Raw genomic sequence first — 16,292 nt, 5'->3', positions numbered from 1 at the left:
CATTTTTTTGTGACCCTTGACACATTTCACATAGTTCTGTCGTTTTAATAGCGCTTGTAGTCTTACTAAGTAAAGATAGAATCATCAATAGGCGTTTTGTTTTTTTTTCATAAATTAAATCATAAAAAAGATTATCCATTTCATCCACTCATTTCTATCTTTATAGAATCTTAAAAATAATTCGCCCAATAGTTAATGATATTATTTTTTTTATTGAAAATCTATAAAAAAATGAAGAAAACGAAATATAATTAATGTTATTTATAATTAATTAGCTTATTTATACATATAGTTAGATTTTTCTATTAAAAAAGTCCTGACAAATTGTCAGGACTTTCTTTCTTACTTCATTTGTGCTAAATAATCTATAGCATCTTGTGCTGTTTTTACTGGAACTATCTTCATATCTGTATCTAATTTTTTAACTGCTGCTTTTGCTTCTTCATAGTTTGATTTAATTCCTGGTTGGGCTTTTTTCATTTCTTTAGTGATTTCATCATTAGGAGCAAAAAAGATTTTTGCACCGCTAGCCGATGCACTGGCAACTTTCTTATCGATTCCGCCGATTCGTCCAACGTTTCCCTCGGAATCCATTGTCCCTGTTCCAGCAATTTTTTGCCCATGTCGTAGATCTTTATCCACCAATTGTTGATAGACTTCTAAAGTAAACATCAAGCCCGCTGAGGGACCACCGATACTTCCCGCATTGATTTTAACTTTTTCTTGGGACTCGATCTCTGTATGATCCGTCAAACTAATTCCGATTCCAGGCTTTTTATCCGTTGGTAATTTGATTAGTTTTTCAGTGGCTTCTTTTGTTTTACCATCATGAATGTAAGTTACTTTCATTTCTTGACCAACTTTTTGTGACTTCACATATTTCATAAATTCATCACTGCTAGTAAATTCCTTGCCATCAGCTTTTGTAATCGTATCGCCAATCGAGATTTTTCCAGCAAAATTAGAATTTTTTTCTACCCCAAGAACGTAAACACCTTTATATTTCATTTCATAAGGTTTATTTGCTAATTTCATTGCTTGTTCGATCGCGAAATTTTGCGATGTTTCCATGTAGAATTGTTGAATTTGCAGATATTCTTCATCGCTCGCGCCTCCAGTCAAATCTTCTGCTGAAATAATCTCATAAAACGGTTCAAATTTAGCTTTTGCCATTGTAAAAACAGTCGCTCGACGAATGCCGACTGAGGTTAAACTGAAAGAACCTTTTTGGTCATCTTTCTGGTCATTTACAGTGATCAATTCTTTTAAGTTGATGGTATCTCCTGGCTCTTCAATATAATAGGGTAAAGGAACTACCACACATGCAACTGCTACTAACGCAACGAAAATCAGTAACAGTCGTTTAACTAGTTTATTTTTTTTCACTATCGCTCACGCTTCTTTTCCAATGCTCGAAAAACAGGTTCCGGCAAATATTCTTTTATGTCTCCGTTAAAAGTCCAAACTTCTTTCAACAATGAGGAACTAATATGACTATACTTTGGTTCAGCTAATAAAAAAACTGTTTCTAACTCAGGAGCTAAATGCCGATTCATCAAAGCAATTTCTTGCTCATATTCATAATCCTTAATACTACGAATCCCGCGTAATAAAAATTTTGCTCCCAACGTTTGGGCTACATTCACGGTTAAATCACTTTCTTGTGCCAATACGTGGACATTGGTTAAATGATCGACAGACTCTTTAACAATCGCTACTTTTTCTTCCGGTGTAAAGAAACTTTTTTTATTAGTATTTAAGAAAACACCAATAACCAATTCATCGAATAGTTGTGCGCCACGTTCAATCGTATTTAAATGCCCCATCGTTAACGGATCAAAACTACCAGGAAAAAGTGCGATTTTCTTCATTTTAATCCTCCCAATCATAAATAGTTACTGCTGTGATGCCATAATCTTGTCGCTTACGTTCTTTTAAGTTTCCAATTTTTTCAGGTAATTCAACTGCTTTGTCTGTTTCGCAAACGACGACTGCTTTTGTTGTCAGTAAAGTATTATCTAAAAGCAACTCGATTTGTTTTACGATTTCTTGTTTCGCATAGGGAGGATCCAGCAACACTAAATCAAATTTTGTTTCTGTTTCCACTAAACGTTGAATCGCTTGGTTTGCGGGCATCTTCATTAATTGAAATGCTGCCTCATTTTTAGTCATTGCGACATTTTCACGAATAATTTCCATTGCTCGAAAATTCTTTTCTACTAAGACCGCTTCAGCCATCCCCCGGGAAACTGCCTCAATCCCTAAAGAACCGCTCCCAGAGAAAAGATCCAGCGCTACACCACCATCAAAGTAAGGACCAATCATATTAAAAATCGCTCCCTTCACTTTATCAGTGGTTGGCCGTGTGTTATTTCCACTTAACGTTTTTAATTTACGCCCACCATATTCACCTGAAACTACTCGCATGTTTTGTCATGCCTCTCTTTCTCATCTAACAAACTTAATTTTTTAATCTGATTTCTTATGCATTCCTTAACTTCTTTATTATCAAAGAAAAAGATGAAAAATGTTTGAATAAATCAGACATTTTTCACCTTACTTAGACTGTTTCAGCTAGTCGAATCTTTGTATTGGCTTCTACGACATCCAATTCATCATCATCTTTTACTTGGTAAGCAGCTTTCGTTCCGATTCGATCAGCAAAATTCATTTCGATATCAGGTCGATATGAACGTTCGACTTGACGAACGAAATGCAAAGCTTGTAATTTCTCTTCTGTTTCGTCTACGACCTCTTCATTTACATACAAAACAACATATTTCATTTTCCTTGAGACAAAATGAATTAAGCCAAAACGCTTTAATGTTTTTAATTGTTTCAATGAATAGACCCAGACAATCATTCCACGTCTTTTTTGTACTATGAATTCTGTATTATCCATGACAATTCCCCTTACAACCATAATTTCCCGTTTCAAAAAAAGGATTTCCAGCATCTACTTTGATTTCATTTGAAATAGTTTGTGCCAAACGTTGACCAACTTCATCCAGTAATTGTTGTAGCTCTGTTTCAGCCACTCGAAAAGCAGCAACTTTTTCGTTTAAATCTAAAGTACGTTTGCTTGATCGAACACTTCGTTGTTGTTCACGGTATCCAGGCGCATATTCACCATAGGAAGAAATCCGTTCAAATTTATCTTTTTCGGCTTGAAAGACTTTTCTTAATGCAACTACTTCAGGACAATTATCCATCTGCTTTTTTGCCAATACATAGTTTTGATAGCTTTGACTGGCTAAGATAGTTTGGATCAGCAGGCGATTTTGGTCTTCTAATTGGAAGAATGTTTCATTAATAATCAACTTACTCACTACCCTTTGTTTTTTCTGACTCTTGTTTCAAGATTAGCACACTTTCTTGATCAATTGCAACGCCTAACTCATTTGCCTCAGGCTCATCAAAAATATCGACTAAGTGACTATGACTGATCCATTCAAACAGATTAAACAAGGGATCGACTGTCGGTGTATAGCTAAATCCAGTTATATATTTAACTTGGCTTGCTTTGGCTAGCTTTTTAAATTCACTGTCTTTGAGTTCAAAAGATAAATTACTCAAATGTGCACTTTGATCCGTTTGCCACTCTTCTAAACGTTCTTTACTTAATACGTTTTTAGGGCTAGTCAAAAATTCAGAGAGCATCTTTTCACTATCGTTTGACGTACGTTCAGAAACCGAATAAGTTGTCTTTTTGTATAATGAACGATACAGATTGATTGCTTCAACCAAATTTTGTTGTTTTTCTTGATTTAAAGTCGTCCAATCAAGATTACTTTCTTGGACACGATTAGCTAATGGATTGCCGCTGTTGATTTGATACGGCATCAAACGCAGTAAACTTTCTAAATTTACATAAACTGCTCCAATCATTTTTTCTGTTTTACCATTGAAAAAAAGCATTGCAAACGTATTATTATCAAATGCGATCAACGGGCGAAAGCGCATATCACTTTCACTTAATTCGATTGCAACCGGCTCTTCATCGTAAATCAAAGAAAAATCTGCTGATAAATTGATTTGATCAGATAATTGATTACTCGTCATACCAAATTTAAACGGTTGCGTATCAGCCGTTTTAGCCAATACTTTTATTGTACTTATCTTATCCGCTTCAATATTCACTTCTAAAATCCCTTTTTCAAATGGATATTTTCTAGTTTGAAAAAAGAACCCGCTGTTTTTGATCTCAGTCGGTTGTCCAAATACTTTTTCAAATTCAGCTACAGGTTGCGAAATATAGTGCGCATAACCTGCCGTTTTAATTTTTTGAAACTGCAAAGCCTTATGTTTTACAACTGGATTCGTTGCAGGCTCTACACTAACTTTTTTTTGAACTGGTGGAAAGAGGACTGGTTGCAAATAATAACCAATCAATACAACAAATAAGATACTAATAAAACCAATCACTCTTTTCACTCAACAACGCTCCTTACTTTTCGACAACTTCAATCAATAAATCGCCTGATGAAATACTTTCGCCTTCTTCGACATATAAATGAGCTACTTTACCTGCAAAACGAGCATCGATTGATGTTTCCATCTTCATCGCTTCAGTGATCATCAATGGTTGTCCTTTTTCAACTCGATCGCCTTTTTTAACCAAGACTTTTAAGACTGAACCAGACATTGTCGCACCAATTTGTTCACGATTTGTAGGTTCCGCTTTACGTTTCGTTTGAACGGCACTCTTGATAGAAGCGTCTTTGACCACGATTTCACGGCGTTGACCGTTCAAGTTGAAGAACAAAGTACGGTTTCCTTCGATATCTGCTTCACCAATTTCATCTAGACGAATAATCAATACTTTACCCTTTTCGATTTGAACATTAACGGTTTCGCCTAGACGCATACCGCTGAAGAAAGTTGGCGTATCTAATAAAGTCACATCAGCAAATTGTGCGTATGATTTTTGATAATCTAAAAATACTTGCGGATACATTAAATAACTTAAAACATCCGTTTTACTTGGCTCGAAACCAATCAATTCTTGTAATTCTTGTTTTACTTTGGCGAAATCAACAGGTTCAGCAAATTTACCCGGACGTTCTTGCATTGCGGGACGTCCTTGTAAAATGATTTGTTGTAATTTTTCTGGGAATCCACCAACTGGCTGACCTAACTCCCCTTGGAAGAAGCTGATTACAGAATCAGGATAGCTTAATTCGCTTCCACGTTCATAAATTGCATCTTCAGTTAAATCATTTTGAACCATGAACAATGCCATATCACCAACAACTTTTGAAGAGGGGGTAACTTTGACAATATCACCAAACATTAGATTTACAGTTTGATACATTTCTTTGATCTCGTCCCACTTGTCCCCTAATCCAACTGCCTTCGCTTGTTGTTGTAAGTTTGAGTACTGACCACCAGGCATTTCATGACTATAAACTTCTGTTTGTGCCGCTACTAAACCATTTTCAAAACTTGCATAGTAAGGACGTACATCTTCCCAGTAATGATTTAATTGACGAACGTTTTTAAGATTTAATTCTGGTGCACGTTCCCCATATTGCAACGCATAATACAAACTACTCATACTTGGCTGACTAGTAGCTCCACTCATCGCGCTAGTAGCTACATCGACCACGTCAACTCCTGCTTTGACCGCTGCAGATAATGTAATGATCCCATTCCCAGCTGTGTCATGAGTGTGCAAATGAATCGGTAAATCAGTTGCTTCTTTCAATTCGCTAACTAAACGATAGGCTGCTTGTGGTTTCAATAGTCCAGCCATATCTTTAATCGCAATCATATGCGCACCGATAGATTCTAGTTCTTTCGCCATCTCTTTATAATATTGAACCGTGTATTTTGTTCGTGATGGATCTAAAATATCGCCTGTGTAACAAATTGTACCCTCAGCAATCTTTCCAGCATCGCGAACGTATTGAATACTTTTCTCCATTTGTGGCGTCCAGTTTAAGCTATCAAAAATTCGAAACACATCGATTCCGTTATAGGCAGCCTCTTTGATGAATTCTTCTAAAACATTATCTGGATAATTAGAGTAACCTACAGCATTTGAACCGCGGAACAACATTTGAAGTAATGTGTTGGGCATTGCTTTACGCATTAATTTAAGACGTTTCCAAGGATCCTCGGTCAAAAAGCGATATGCTACGTCGAAGGTTGCGCCTCCCCACATCTCACTAGAGAACAATTCAGGGATACCTTCTCCCGTTGCTTCAGCAATCGTCAATAAATCATGCGTCCGTACACGGGTTGCTAATAAACTTTGATGTGCATCACGGAATGTCGTATCGGTCAATAGGACTGGATCTTGTTCTTTGATCCAACGGGTTACTGCTTCTGGACCAGACTGATCTAAAACATTTTTAGCAGTGATCATTTTTTTACTTTCGATTTTAGGCATTCGAGGGGCTTCGAAATAATGCTTTTCTTGTTTATCGATACCAGGGAAACCATTTACTGTGATTTCTGAGATATAACGCATTGTTTTATTTCCACGGTCACGCACGCGAGGAAAATTAAATAATTCTGGTGTATTATCGATAAATGTCGTCTTCGCATTTCCGCTTTGGAAAACAGGATGACTGATAACATTATGCATGAACGGAATATTTGTTTTGACTCCACGGATTCTGAACTCTGTTAAACAACGTTGCATTTTTTCGATAGCTTGATCAAACGTCAATGCATGTGTACATACCTTAACCAATAAAGAATCGAAATAAGGCGTCACAGTTGCTCCAGCATATGCATTACCAACATCTAAACGAACACCAAACCCACCTGGTGAACGGTATGTATCGATTTTACCTGTATCTGGCATAAACCCATTCAACGGATCTTCTGTCGTTACACGACATTGAATAGCCGCACCTGAGATTTTTATAGCTTCTTGTTTTGGCAAACCGATTTCTTTATGTAAATCTTTGCCTTGAGCAATCAAAATTTGTGAAGTAACAATATCAACGCCAGTAATCAGTTCAGTGATCGTATGTTCTACTTGAACACGAGGATTTACTTCGATGAAATAAAAATTATTACCTTCAACCAAGAATTCAACTGTTCCTGCATTTACATATCCAACATGTTCCATTAATTGAACAGCAGCTTGACAGATTTTTTCACGCTGCTCATCATTTAAAGACACACATGGGGCAACTTCGACCACTTTTTGATGGCGACGTTGGACCGAGCAATCACGTTCAAATAAATGCAGAACATTTCCGTGTTCGTCACCTAAGATTTGGACTTCGATATGTTTAGGATTGGCAACATATTTTTCAACGTAAATTTCATCGTTACCAAAAGCTGCTTTTGCTTCACTTTTAGCACGATCATATCCTTCACGAGCTTCCTTCTCATCGTGCGCAACACGCATCCCACGACCTCCGCCGCCTAATGCCGCTTTAATCATGATCGGATACCCGTGTGAATCTGCGAAAGCTAAAACACCTTCAATTGTGTCAACTGGACCATCAGAACCTGGAATTGACGGAATTCCTGCTTCTAAGGCTGCTGTCTTGGCTTTAATTTTATCGCCGAAAATATCTAAATGGTGCAAGTTTGGTCCAATGAAAATCAAGCCTTCTTCGCTACAACGTTTAGCGAACTCAAGATTTTCTGATAAGAATCCATAACCTGGGTGAATCGCATCGACATGGGCTTCTTTGGCCACTCGAATAATATCTTCAATATCTAAATAAGCATCAATTGGTTTTTTACCTTTCCCAACCAAATAAGCCTCGTCTGATTTAAAACGATGGACAGAATAAGCATCTTCTTCAGCGAAGATAGCGACTGTTTTGATATTTAGTTCATTACACGCGCGAAACACCCGCGTTGCGATTTCTCCTCTATTTGCTACCAATACCTTTTTCATACACTTCGCTCCTGACTTTTTAAGTATTCATACTCGAATGCAAGTTTGGTTCGTTTCTCATCCGCACTAATATTCAATGCAAAAGCAACGCCAACAGACAAGACGAGTAGACTGTTTCCCCCTTGACTTAAGAACGGGAAAGTAATCCCTGTCAAAGGAATGATTCCTAAAATACCACCAAGATTAATAAAGACTTGTAATAACAACAGACTTCCGATTCCGATACAAATTAGCGAGTTGAACGGTTTCTTTGAGCGAATTCCTACTAAGAAAATTCGGACAATCATAAAAATCAAGATTCCTAAAATAATTAAAGCACCGATTAAACCAACCTCTTCTACTACTACTGCAAAGATAAAATCGGTATGTGCTTCACTTAAAAAACCTTTCTTTTCAATACTATTTCCAAGACCTCGGCCGAACCAACTACCATTATACATGGCATAATAACCATTTACCATTTGGTGGCCTTGATCGAGTTCATATTTGAAAGGGTTTTTGAAGCTCTCAAAACGACTAAAAATATATTGCAAACGAGCAGGAAATATTTTCTCGCCAAAATGTGTTAAAAACTCAATCACTAAAAAACTACCAACGATTCCAACACCGCCGATGATAACACTATAAAACCAGTTAATCCCACTCGACAATAATAATATAACTGCCAGCAATGTAATGATGGCGGCATTCCCCATATCAGGTTGAATCGCAACAAGACCAATCATTACCAATACCAAACCCAGTGGACGTTTCATATCGGTCACAAAATTATTTTGAATGGTATCTTGACGCTTAGAAAGAATGTATGATAAATACCAAACAACCATGATTTTAAGGTATTCGGCTGGTTGCATACTGAAGGAACCAATTCGAATCCAACCCTTTGCACCATTTACCTCGTCCCCAACAAAAAATACAATAATCAACAGCAAAAAAATAAAGTAAGTAGCTATAATGATCAACTGCTGACTTTTTAATACATCTGTCTTCATTTTGTACATCAAACTAATCAAAACTAAACTTAAAACCCAAAAAATACCTTGGTTTAATACCAAGCTCGTTGGGTTTGCATTATTTGATATTAATAAATAAGAAGTTGAACTATACACAAAAATCAATCCGATGACTGTTAAAATCAAATACGGAATCAAAATACTATAATCTAAAAAATGACGTTTCCTTATCTTCGTTGGCAAGAGCTAAGCCTCCCAGCCGGCATCCGTCAAATCCTGACGAGTTTCGTACAATTCTGTGTAAAGACGATTCAACTCTGCTTCTAATTCACTTAGCATTCGTTGGCCTTCTCCACGATTTAGAATACCAACTTTTTCGGCAAAAAAAACTTGGCGTGAGAAGCCGTACATTTGAGTGTCAACGACCTCTTCAAAAGCTTTACACTGAGAGATACAAAGACTATTAGTCTGATTGCGGATCAATAACTTGATACGATCTGCATCCTCTTGTAATACTTTAATGGCAAAATCAGAAGAAATATTTTCCATTTTGCTTCCCCTCCTATCTTGATTCCAACATTATAACATAGAAAAAATTCAAAAAGGGAAAAATTACGCGAGCCTAAGCTTTTTCTAAAGCTTTCGTTCGGATTTAGACTTTTACACAACTTGATAAATATTACATTCAGGTTACAAATCAAAAATTTAAGATAAAAGTGCGGAAATTCAATTCTTTTGCGTAAAAGAGTTGTGAAACATAAGCTAAATATGAAACATAACGTGTTTTTGCCATTTTGATCTTTCTATTTTTTTCTTTGCTAAATTAAAAAAGCCATGCTGAAAATCAGCATGGCTTTCAAAAGAATAATTAAATCTATTTACGCTTTTTAGACGCTTTTTCACGTTCAGATTTATTTAGAATTTGTTTACGTAAACGAATAGATTCTGGAGTAACTTCACAGTATTCATCATCATTTAAGAATTCTAATGACTCTTCTAACGTTAAGATACGAGGTTTTTTGATAACAGACGTTTGGTCTTTGTTAGCTGAACGAACGTTAGTCATTTGTTTAGCTTTAGTAATGTTAACACCAAGGTCATTATCACGACTATTTTCGCCGACGATCATACCTTCATAGATTTCTGTAGTTGGTGCAACAAAAACTGTTCCACGTTCTTCAACACTCATGATTGAATACATTGTTGCTTTACCATTATCAACAGAAACAAGTGCTCCGTTACGACGGCCACCTAGTCCACCTTTAATCATTGGCAAGTATTGATCAAACGTATGGTTCATGATTCCATAACCACGTGTCATTGATAAGAATTCAGTAGTGAATCCAATCAAACCACGAGCTGGGGCTAAGAAAATCAAACGTACTTGGCCATTTCCAGAGTGAATCATGTCTTGCATTTCAGCTTTACGTTGACCTAAAGCTTCAATCACGCTACCCATATATTCTTCAGGAGTATCAATTTGTACACGTTCAAAAGGTTCACATTTAACACCGTCAATGACACGTTCAATAACTTCTGGACGTGATACTTGTAATTCATAGCCTTCACGACGCATATTTTCAATTAAAATTGATAAATGTAATTCGCCACGACCAGAAACAGTCCAAGCATCAGGTGAGTCAGTATTTTCGACACGCAATGAAACGTCCGTGTGTAATTCTGACATTAAACGTTCCTCAATTTTACGAGAAGTAACGTATTTACCTTCGCGGCCAGCAAATGGTGAGTTATTGACTAAGAATGTCATTTGTAAAGTTGGTTCATCAATGTGTAGCACTGGTAGGGCTTCTTGATGATCTATCGGTGTTACTGTTTCACCAACGAAGATGTCTTCCATCCCTGAAACGGCAATCAAATCACCGGCTTGTGCTTCTTGAACTTCCAAACGTTGTAAGCCAAAGAAACCAAAGATTTTTGTTACACGGAAGTTTTTAATTGAACCATCAAGTTTCATAACAGATACTTGGTCGCCAACTTTCATTTTCCCGCGGAATACGCGACCGATACCAATACGGCCAACATAATCATTGTAATCTAGTAATGATACTTGGAATTGTAATGGTTCATCACTATTGTCAACTGGTGCCGGAATTTTTTCAACGATTGTATCAAAAATCGGTGCCATTGTTGCTTCTTGATCTGCTGGATCATCTGATAAACTAGATGTTCCATTAATAGCTGATGCATAGATAACTGGGAAGTCTAATTGTTCGTCATCCGCACCTAATTCAATAAATAATTCTAATACTTCATCGACTACTTCTTCAGGACGAGCTGAAGGTTTGTCGATTTTATTTACAACAACGATTGGTGTTAAATGTTGTTCTAAGGCTTTTTTCAAAACGAAACGTGTTTGAGGCATTGTGCCTTCATATGCATCGACAACTAAAAGTACACCATCAACCATTTTCATGATACGTTCCACTTCACCACCGAAATCGGCATGTCCTGGTGTGTCCATGATGTTGATTTTAAAATCTTTATAGTTTACTGCAGTATTTTTAGCTAAGATCGTGATACCACGTTCTTTTTCTAATGCATTTGAATCCATTGCACGTTCTTGTAGATTAACGTGGCTGTCTAGGGTATCAGATTGCTTTAACATTTCATCAACTAAAGTTGTTTTACCATGGTCAACGTGGGCGATAATTGCTACGTTGCGGATATCTTCTCTGTATTTCAAATTAATTGCTCCTTTTCTTGTAACGCGAGACTCACTCGATTGACAATTATAACAGAAAATCGTAGAGAGTGTTAGTAAAACATTTTCACTTTTTCAGAAAAAATCATTTCTTAAGAATTTTATTGATCAAAAGCCTGGATTTGCGCCATTGTTGCGCATGTTCCTCCAATAAAAAATTCACGTGTATTAAAAGCTAACGGCTGCCCGTGGGCTCCCTGGAAAGTCATTCCCAACTGTTTCATCATGATCGTTCCAGCTGCATAGTCCCATGGACTCAAAAGACTCATATAGCCAATCTGAGTGCCTTTTAAGATTGCAATAAAATCTAACCCTGCACAGCCCAACACTCGAATCCCCATCGATTCTTTCGCGATTGCTTGCGCATGATAGCGATCCTCACGATATAAACCAGCATTCATCCCCATCAATCCTTGATTCAAATATTTATTTTCAGGTATTGCTAGTTCTTCACGGTTATAAAAGACTTTCCCTACTCTTGGTCCACCCCAAAGAAGCTCATCTCGCATAACATCATAGATAAAACCTAATTGCCCGATACCCTCTTCATAAACCGCAATCATAATACAGAAATTTTCTTGTTGCATCACAAAATTTAAAGTGCCATCAATCGGATCAATCACAAATACACGGCCTTTATCAATTCGTGTCTGATCTTGACCATTTTCTTCACCTAATATCTTAGCGTCTGGATCAAAGACATTGATTTTGTTGACAATGAATTCTTGTACAGCTTTGTCTACATTAGTCACAAGGTCTGTTCGGCCACTCTTTTGATCTACTTTTAATGCTTCACCCAATCCAGCTTTCACCTTTTCAGCAGCTTCATAAATCCATCCAATGATTTGTTCTTCCATAATCCCCCTCCTTATTTTTAACAGATTTAATTTTCCATTTTAAATCGTTTAGTTTCCGTTGCTTTCGCTTGTTGGACTGTACGGTACAAAGAATAGCCGCTGATTTGTTCGAATTCTCGGCCAAGTCTTTTTTCTTCACCAATACTTTTGATGACTGTTTTAAATTCTTTATAGCCCACCATGAATTTTTCTTTGTCAACGCTTGCCTCATTGGCTTCTTCTACAAGATTTAAAAAAGTAATTACTTTTGCTAATTCTTCATGCGTCCAATCTTCATCAATTGGATAACTGTAATTCGCCATTTGTTTTCCACCTCATTCACTAGCTAGTTTACCATAAGAATGGACTTCACTTTACTATAAAAACTCTCTAGCTAAAAAAGCCGACTACACAACTGTGAGTAATCAGCTTTTAAAAATCATTCACTTACACCTCAAACGATTAGAGCATCGCCAAAGGCTGTTTTTTTGTCGGCTTAGGATATATTTTATCGATCTGCGCTAACTCATTTTCAGTCAATCTTATTTTTGCAGCAACTATATTTTCTTTTACATGGTTAGGATTGCTCGATTGTGGAATAGCTAAAGTCTGATTGTTTCGAAGCGTCCATGCCAACAAAATTTGAAATACCGTGGCCTGATGATTTTTAGCAATTTTTTTCAAACTTTCTTGTTTTTGGAAATCATTACCTAAACTATCTCCTTGCGCAATCGGAGAATACGCAATCAAAGGTAAGGCATGCTCTTGCATCCAAGGAAGTAAATCATATTCGATGTTTCGACTACCTAAATTATAAAGAACTTCATTAGCCGCACAGTATTGACCATTTGGTAACGCATATAGTTCTTCTAAATCTGCAACATCAAAATTCGAAACACCCCATGCACGAATTTTACCTACTTGTTTTGCATGTTCTAACGCTTCAACCGTCTCTGCTAAAGGAATTGACCCACGCCAATGTAGTAGATACAAATCAATATAATCTATCCCTAATCGTTTTAAACTCCGATCAAGACTAATCGGCAGTTGTTCTTTCGAGGCATTCCATGGATAGACTTTAGAAATCAAATATAGGCTTTCACGATCAAGTTGGGCGATTGCTTCACCTAGCATTAACTCAGACTTTCCTTCTCCATACATTTCTGCTGTATCAATGACGGTAGCACCTAATTTAATACCCGCTTGAATCGACTCGATTTCTTGATTCCTTAAATGCGAGTCCTCTCCCATGTGCCAACTTCCTAATCCAACGATAGGCACTCGCTTTTCTCCAATTTTTATCATTTGTATAACTTACCTCCTAATAAAAAAACACCGTACAACCATCGTTATACGGTGAAAATTTCATTTAAATATGAATCGGCATTCCTAAAGCTAGTTCAGATGCATCCATTACGATTTCTCCTAGTGATGGGTGCGGATGAATCGTTAATGCGATATCTTCAGCGTTCATACCTGACTCAATCGCTAATGCAAGTTCAGAGACCATATCGCTTGCACCAACTCCTGCGATTTGTCCGCCGATGATGACATTGTCTTCAACCGTTGTCACTAAACGAATAAATCCTTCCGTTTTCCCTAATGATAACGCACGACCATTACCGGAAAATGGGAATTTGAATGCTTTCGCTTCGATTCCAGCTTCTTTAGCTTCTTTAATTGTCATCCCAACTGTTGCTAATTCTGGATCAGTAAAGGCCACTGCAGGCATTGCTTTATAATCTACAGCTACTTTCTTACCTGAAATAGCTTCTGCAGCAATTTTGGCTTCATAACTAGCTTTATGTGCTAATGCCGCACCCGGCACGATGTCACCAATAGCAAAGATACTCGGAACATTTGTGCGACCTTGTTTATCTACAGTGATTAAACCGCGATCAGTCATTTCAACACCGGCTTGTTCTAAGCCCATATCATTTGTATTTGGACGACGACCTACTGTTACCATAACATAGTCAGCATCGATTGTTTGTTCTTTTCCATCTACTTCATAGCGAACAGTGACGCTGTCTCCGTTATCAATCGCTTCACGAGCCATTGCTGAAGTAACAACATTGATGCCTTTTTTCTCAAAATCTTTTTCAACTAATTGAACCATGTCTTTTTCATAAGTTGGTAAAATTTGAGGTGTCCCTTCAAGGATAGTGACTTGAGAACCTAGATTTGCATAAGCACCACCTAGCTCAGCTCCAATCACACCACCACCAATGATGACGAATTTTTCTGGTACAGAATCTAAAGCCAAACCGCCCGTAGAATCTAGGACGCGACCACCAAATTTAAAACCAGGAATCTCGATGGGACGAGAACCGGTAGCAATAATAGCATTATTGAAGGAATAGGTTTGAGCTGATTCAGGATGAATCACACGTAATGTTTGTTCATCGACGAAGAAAGCTTCGCCTTCAATAATTTCTACTTTATGTTTTTTTAGTAAGAATTTAACACCACTCGTTAATTTGTTAACGACTTCGTTTTCTTTCCATTCTTGTGTTTTAGAGAAATCTAGTGACACTTTTTCACTGCTGACTCCAAACATTGAAGAATCTAAAGCATCTTGAAAATGATGACCTGCAGAAATCAAAGCTTTAGACGGAACACACCCGACGTTCAAACAAACGCCTCCAATGTATTCACGTTCAATGATCGCTACTTTTTGTCCCATTTCCGCAGCGCGGATAGCGGCAACATAGCCGCCAGGCCCCGCACCGATTACAACTGTGTCTAATTCAATGGCAAAATCTCCAACTACCATGATCTTATCATCCTTCCATTAATAATAATTCTGGATCAGCCAATAAACGTTTGATATTGTTCATGGCTTTTTGCGCTGTCGCGCCATCAACGATTCGATGGTCGAAGCTTAATGAAAGTTTCATTACACGACCAACTGCTAACTCCCCTTCGTCATTGACGATTGGTTGTTGCGCGATCGTTCCGACACCAAGAATCGCTACTTCAGGATAGTTGATGACTGGTGTAAACCAACCGCCGCCTACTGAACCAATATTTGAAATGGTAATTGTTCCATTACGCATATCATCTGCTGCTAATTTTCCATCATGAGCCAAAGCGGCTTTTTCATTGATTTCGTCAGCAATTTTAAACATACCTTTTGTATCCGCATTTTTAACATTCGGAACATATAACCCATGATCTGTATCTGTTGCAATACCGATATTATAGTAATTTTTGTAAACGATCTCTTGCGCTGAATCATCGATAGATGCATTTAACACAGGATATTTTTTGACTGTCGCAGTCAATGCCTTAACGACATATGGTAAGAAAGTTAATTTAGTTCCATTATCCAATGCAACTTGTTTGAATTTCTTACGATGATCCCAAAGTTTAGATACTTCTACTTCATCATGCAATGTTACATGTGGGGCAGTGTGCTTGCTGTTGACCATCGCTTTAGCAATTGCTTTACGTGTCGGAGTCATTTTTTCACGTGTTTCCATTTCACCCATATTAGAAACAAATGGTTGTGAAGGTTTAGCCACTTTTGCTGGTGTTGCTGATTCCGATGTTACTGATGATTCAGAGGTTTTATTTTCAACTTCTGCTGACACTTGTTGGTCGCCAGAGATGAATGCATCAATATCATCTTTAATAATTCTGCCGCCTTTACCAGTCGCGGTTACTTGTGTGATATCAACGTCTTTTTCACGCGCATATTGACGAACAGAAGGCATTGCTAAGATACGTTTATCTGGATTGCTTGATTCCACAACTGATGCATCACCTTTTGCTTCAGCTTTTGGTGCTTCGGTAGCTGCTGATGATTCTGTTGTTGTGGCACTTGAGTCGTTATGTCCAGGTGCGTCGATTTCAACTAGAACATCGCCAACGTTGGCAACAGTTCCTTCATTAACGATGATTTTCTT

Annotated in this window: 15 protein-coding genes; all 15 read right to left on the bottom strand. The window is 37.4% G+C overall.

Annotated elements, in window-relative coordinates:
* Positions 1-342: 342 nt before the first annotated feature.
* The gene (locus RV04_RS12385; RefSeq protein ID WP_071858779.1) at positions 343-1,386 is read right to left on the bottom strand and encodes a SepM family pheromone-processing serine protease; all 1,044 of its coding nucleotides are present in this window, start codon (positions 1,384-1,386) and stop codon (positions 343-345) included.
* The gene (gene coaD, locus RV04_RS12380) at positions 1,386-1,871 is read right to left on the bottom strand and encodes a pantetheine-phosphate adenylyltransferase (protein ID WP_071858778.1); all 486 of its coding nucleotides are present in this window, start codon (positions 1,869-1,871) and stop codon (positions 1,386-1,388) included. The genes RV04_RS12385 and coaD overlap by 1 nt, the downstream gene beginning before the upstream one ends.
* 1 nt (position 1,872) lies before the next feature.
* The gene (gene rsmD / locus RV04_RS12375) at positions 1,873-2,427 is read right to left on the bottom strand and encodes a 16S rRNA (guanine(966)-N(2))-methyltransferase RsmD (protein WP_071858777.1); all 555 of its coding nucleotides are present in this window, start codon (positions 2,425-2,427) and stop codon (positions 1,873-1,875) included.
* A gap of 133 nt (positions 2,428-2,560) precedes the next feature.
* Positions 2,561-2,908, bottom strand: coding sequence for a YlbG family protein (locus RV04_RS12370; RefSeq protein WP_211271202.1), 348 nt, complete (start codon positions 2,906-2,908; stop codon positions 2,561-2,563).
* Positions 2,895-3,320, bottom strand: a complete 426-nt coding sequence (locus RV04_RS12365; RefSeq protein ID WP_071858775.1) for a YlbF/YmcA family competence regulator — start codon at positions 3,318-3,320, stop codon at positions 2,895-2,897. Before RV04_RS12365 ends, RV04_RS12370 begins: the two co-directional genes overlap by 14 nt.
* 1 nt (position 3,321) lies before the next feature.
* Positions 3,322-4,434: a CAP-associated domain-containing protein gene (locus RV04_RS12360; protein WP_071858774.1), complete on the bottom strand. Its 1,113-nt coding sequence runs from the start codon at positions 4,432-4,434 to the stop codon at positions 3,322-3,324.
* Between the two features lie 13 nt (positions 4,435-4,447).
* Complete coding sequence (locus tag RV04_RS12355; RefSeq protein ID WP_071858773.1) at positions 4,448-7,870, bottom strand: pyruvate carboxylase; 3,423 nt, start codon at positions 7,868-7,870, stop codon at positions 4,448-4,450.
* The gene (locus RV04_RS12350; RefSeq protein ID WP_071858772.1) at positions 7,867-9,066 is read right to left on the bottom strand and encodes an FtsW/RodA/SpoVE family cell cycle protein; all 1,200 of its coding nucleotides are present in this window, start codon (positions 9,064-9,066) and stop codon (positions 7,867-7,869) included. Before RV04_RS12350 ends, RV04_RS12355 begins: the two co-directional genes overlap by 4 nt.
* A 3-nt stretch (positions 9,067-9,069) precedes the next feature.
* The gene (locus RV04_RS12345; RefSeq protein WP_071858771.1) at positions 9,070-9,372 is read right to left on the bottom strand and encodes an Fpa/YlaN family protein; all 303 of its coding nucleotides are present in this window, start codon (positions 9,370-9,372) and stop codon (positions 9,070-9,072) included.
* 325 nt (positions 9,373-9,697) lie between these two features.
* Positions 9,698-11,527, bottom strand: coding sequence for a translational GTPase TypA (gene typA / locus RV04_RS12340; protein ID WP_071858770.1), 1,830 nt, complete (start codon positions 11,525-11,527; stop codon positions 9,698-9,700).
* Positions 11,528-11,646: 119 nt separating this feature from the next.
* Positions 11,647-12,402, bottom strand: a complete 756-nt coding sequence (locus tag RV04_RS12335; protein WP_071858769.1) for an inositol monophosphatase family protein — start codon at positions 12,400-12,402, stop codon at positions 11,647-11,649.
* Positions 12,403-12,428: 26 nt separating this feature from the next.
* On the bottom strand, positions 12,429-12,704 hold the full coding sequence (locus tag RV04_RS12330) for a UPF0223 family protein (RefSeq protein ID WP_071858768.1): 276 nt from the start codon (positions 12,702-12,704) through the stop codon (positions 12,429-12,431).
* 139 nt (positions 12,705-12,843) lie between these two features.
* Positions 12,844-13,686, bottom strand: a complete 843-nt coding sequence (locus tag RV04_RS12325) for an aldo/keto reductase (RefSeq protein ID WP_071858767.1) — start codon at positions 13,684-13,686, stop codon at positions 12,844-12,846.
* Between the two features lie 64 nt (positions 13,687-13,750).
* Positions 13,751-15,157: a dihydrolipoyl dehydrogenase gene (gene lpdA, locus RV04_RS12320; protein WP_071858766.1), complete on the bottom strand. Its 1,407-nt coding sequence runs from the start codon at positions 15,155-15,157 to the stop codon at positions 13,751-13,753.
* Positions 15,158-15,164: 7 nt separating this feature from the next.
* Positions 15,165-16,292 (bottom strand): 2-oxo acid dehydrogenase subunit E2 (locus RV04_RS12315; protein ID WP_071858765.1); only part of this gene is annotated, 1,128 nt, incomplete at its 5' end.

Source organism: Enterococcus hermanniensis (assembly GCF_001885945.1).
Taxonomy (GTDB): domain Bacteria; phylum Bacillota; class Bacilli; order Lactobacillales; family Enterococcaceae; genus Enterococcus_A; species Enterococcus_A hermanniensis.
Note: the sequence above shows the minus strand (reverse complement) of the source record. Positions and strands in the feature narration are given on the sequence as shown.

Bases quoted from the DNA above. Each gene is read 5' to 3' on its own strand.
- coaD (WP_071858778.1), bottom strand. From the start codon at position 1,871: ATGAAGAAAATCGCACTTTTTCCTGGTAGTTTTGATCCGTTAACGATG.
- rsmD (WP_071858777.1), bottom strand. From the start codon at position 2,427: ATGCGAGTAGTTTCAGGTGAATATGGTGGGCGTAAATTAAAAACGTTA.
- RV04_RS12355 (WP_071858773.1), bottom strand. From the start codon at position 7,870: ATGAAAAAGGTATTGGTAGCAAATAGAGGAGAAATCGCAACGCGGGTG.
- RV04_RS12345 (WP_071858771.1), bottom strand. From the start codon at position 9,372: ATGGAAAATATTTCTTCTGATTTTGCCATTAAAGTATTACAAGAGGAT.
- RV04_RS12335 (WP_071858769.1), bottom strand. From the start codon at position 12,402: ATGGAAGAACAAATCATTGGATGGATTTATGAAGCTGCTGAAAAGGTG.
- RV04_RS12330 (WP_071858768.1), bottom strand. From the start codon at position 12,704: ATGGCGAATTACAGTTATCCAATTGATGAAGATTGGACGCATGAAGAA.
- RV04_RS12325 (WP_071858767.1), bottom strand. From the start codon at position 13,686: ATGATAAAAATTGGAGAAAAGCGAGTGCCTATCGTTGGATTAGGAAGT.
- lpdA (WP_071858766.1), bottom strand. From the start codon at position 15,157: ATGGTAGTTGGAGATTTTGCCATTGAATTAGACACAGTTGTAATCGGT.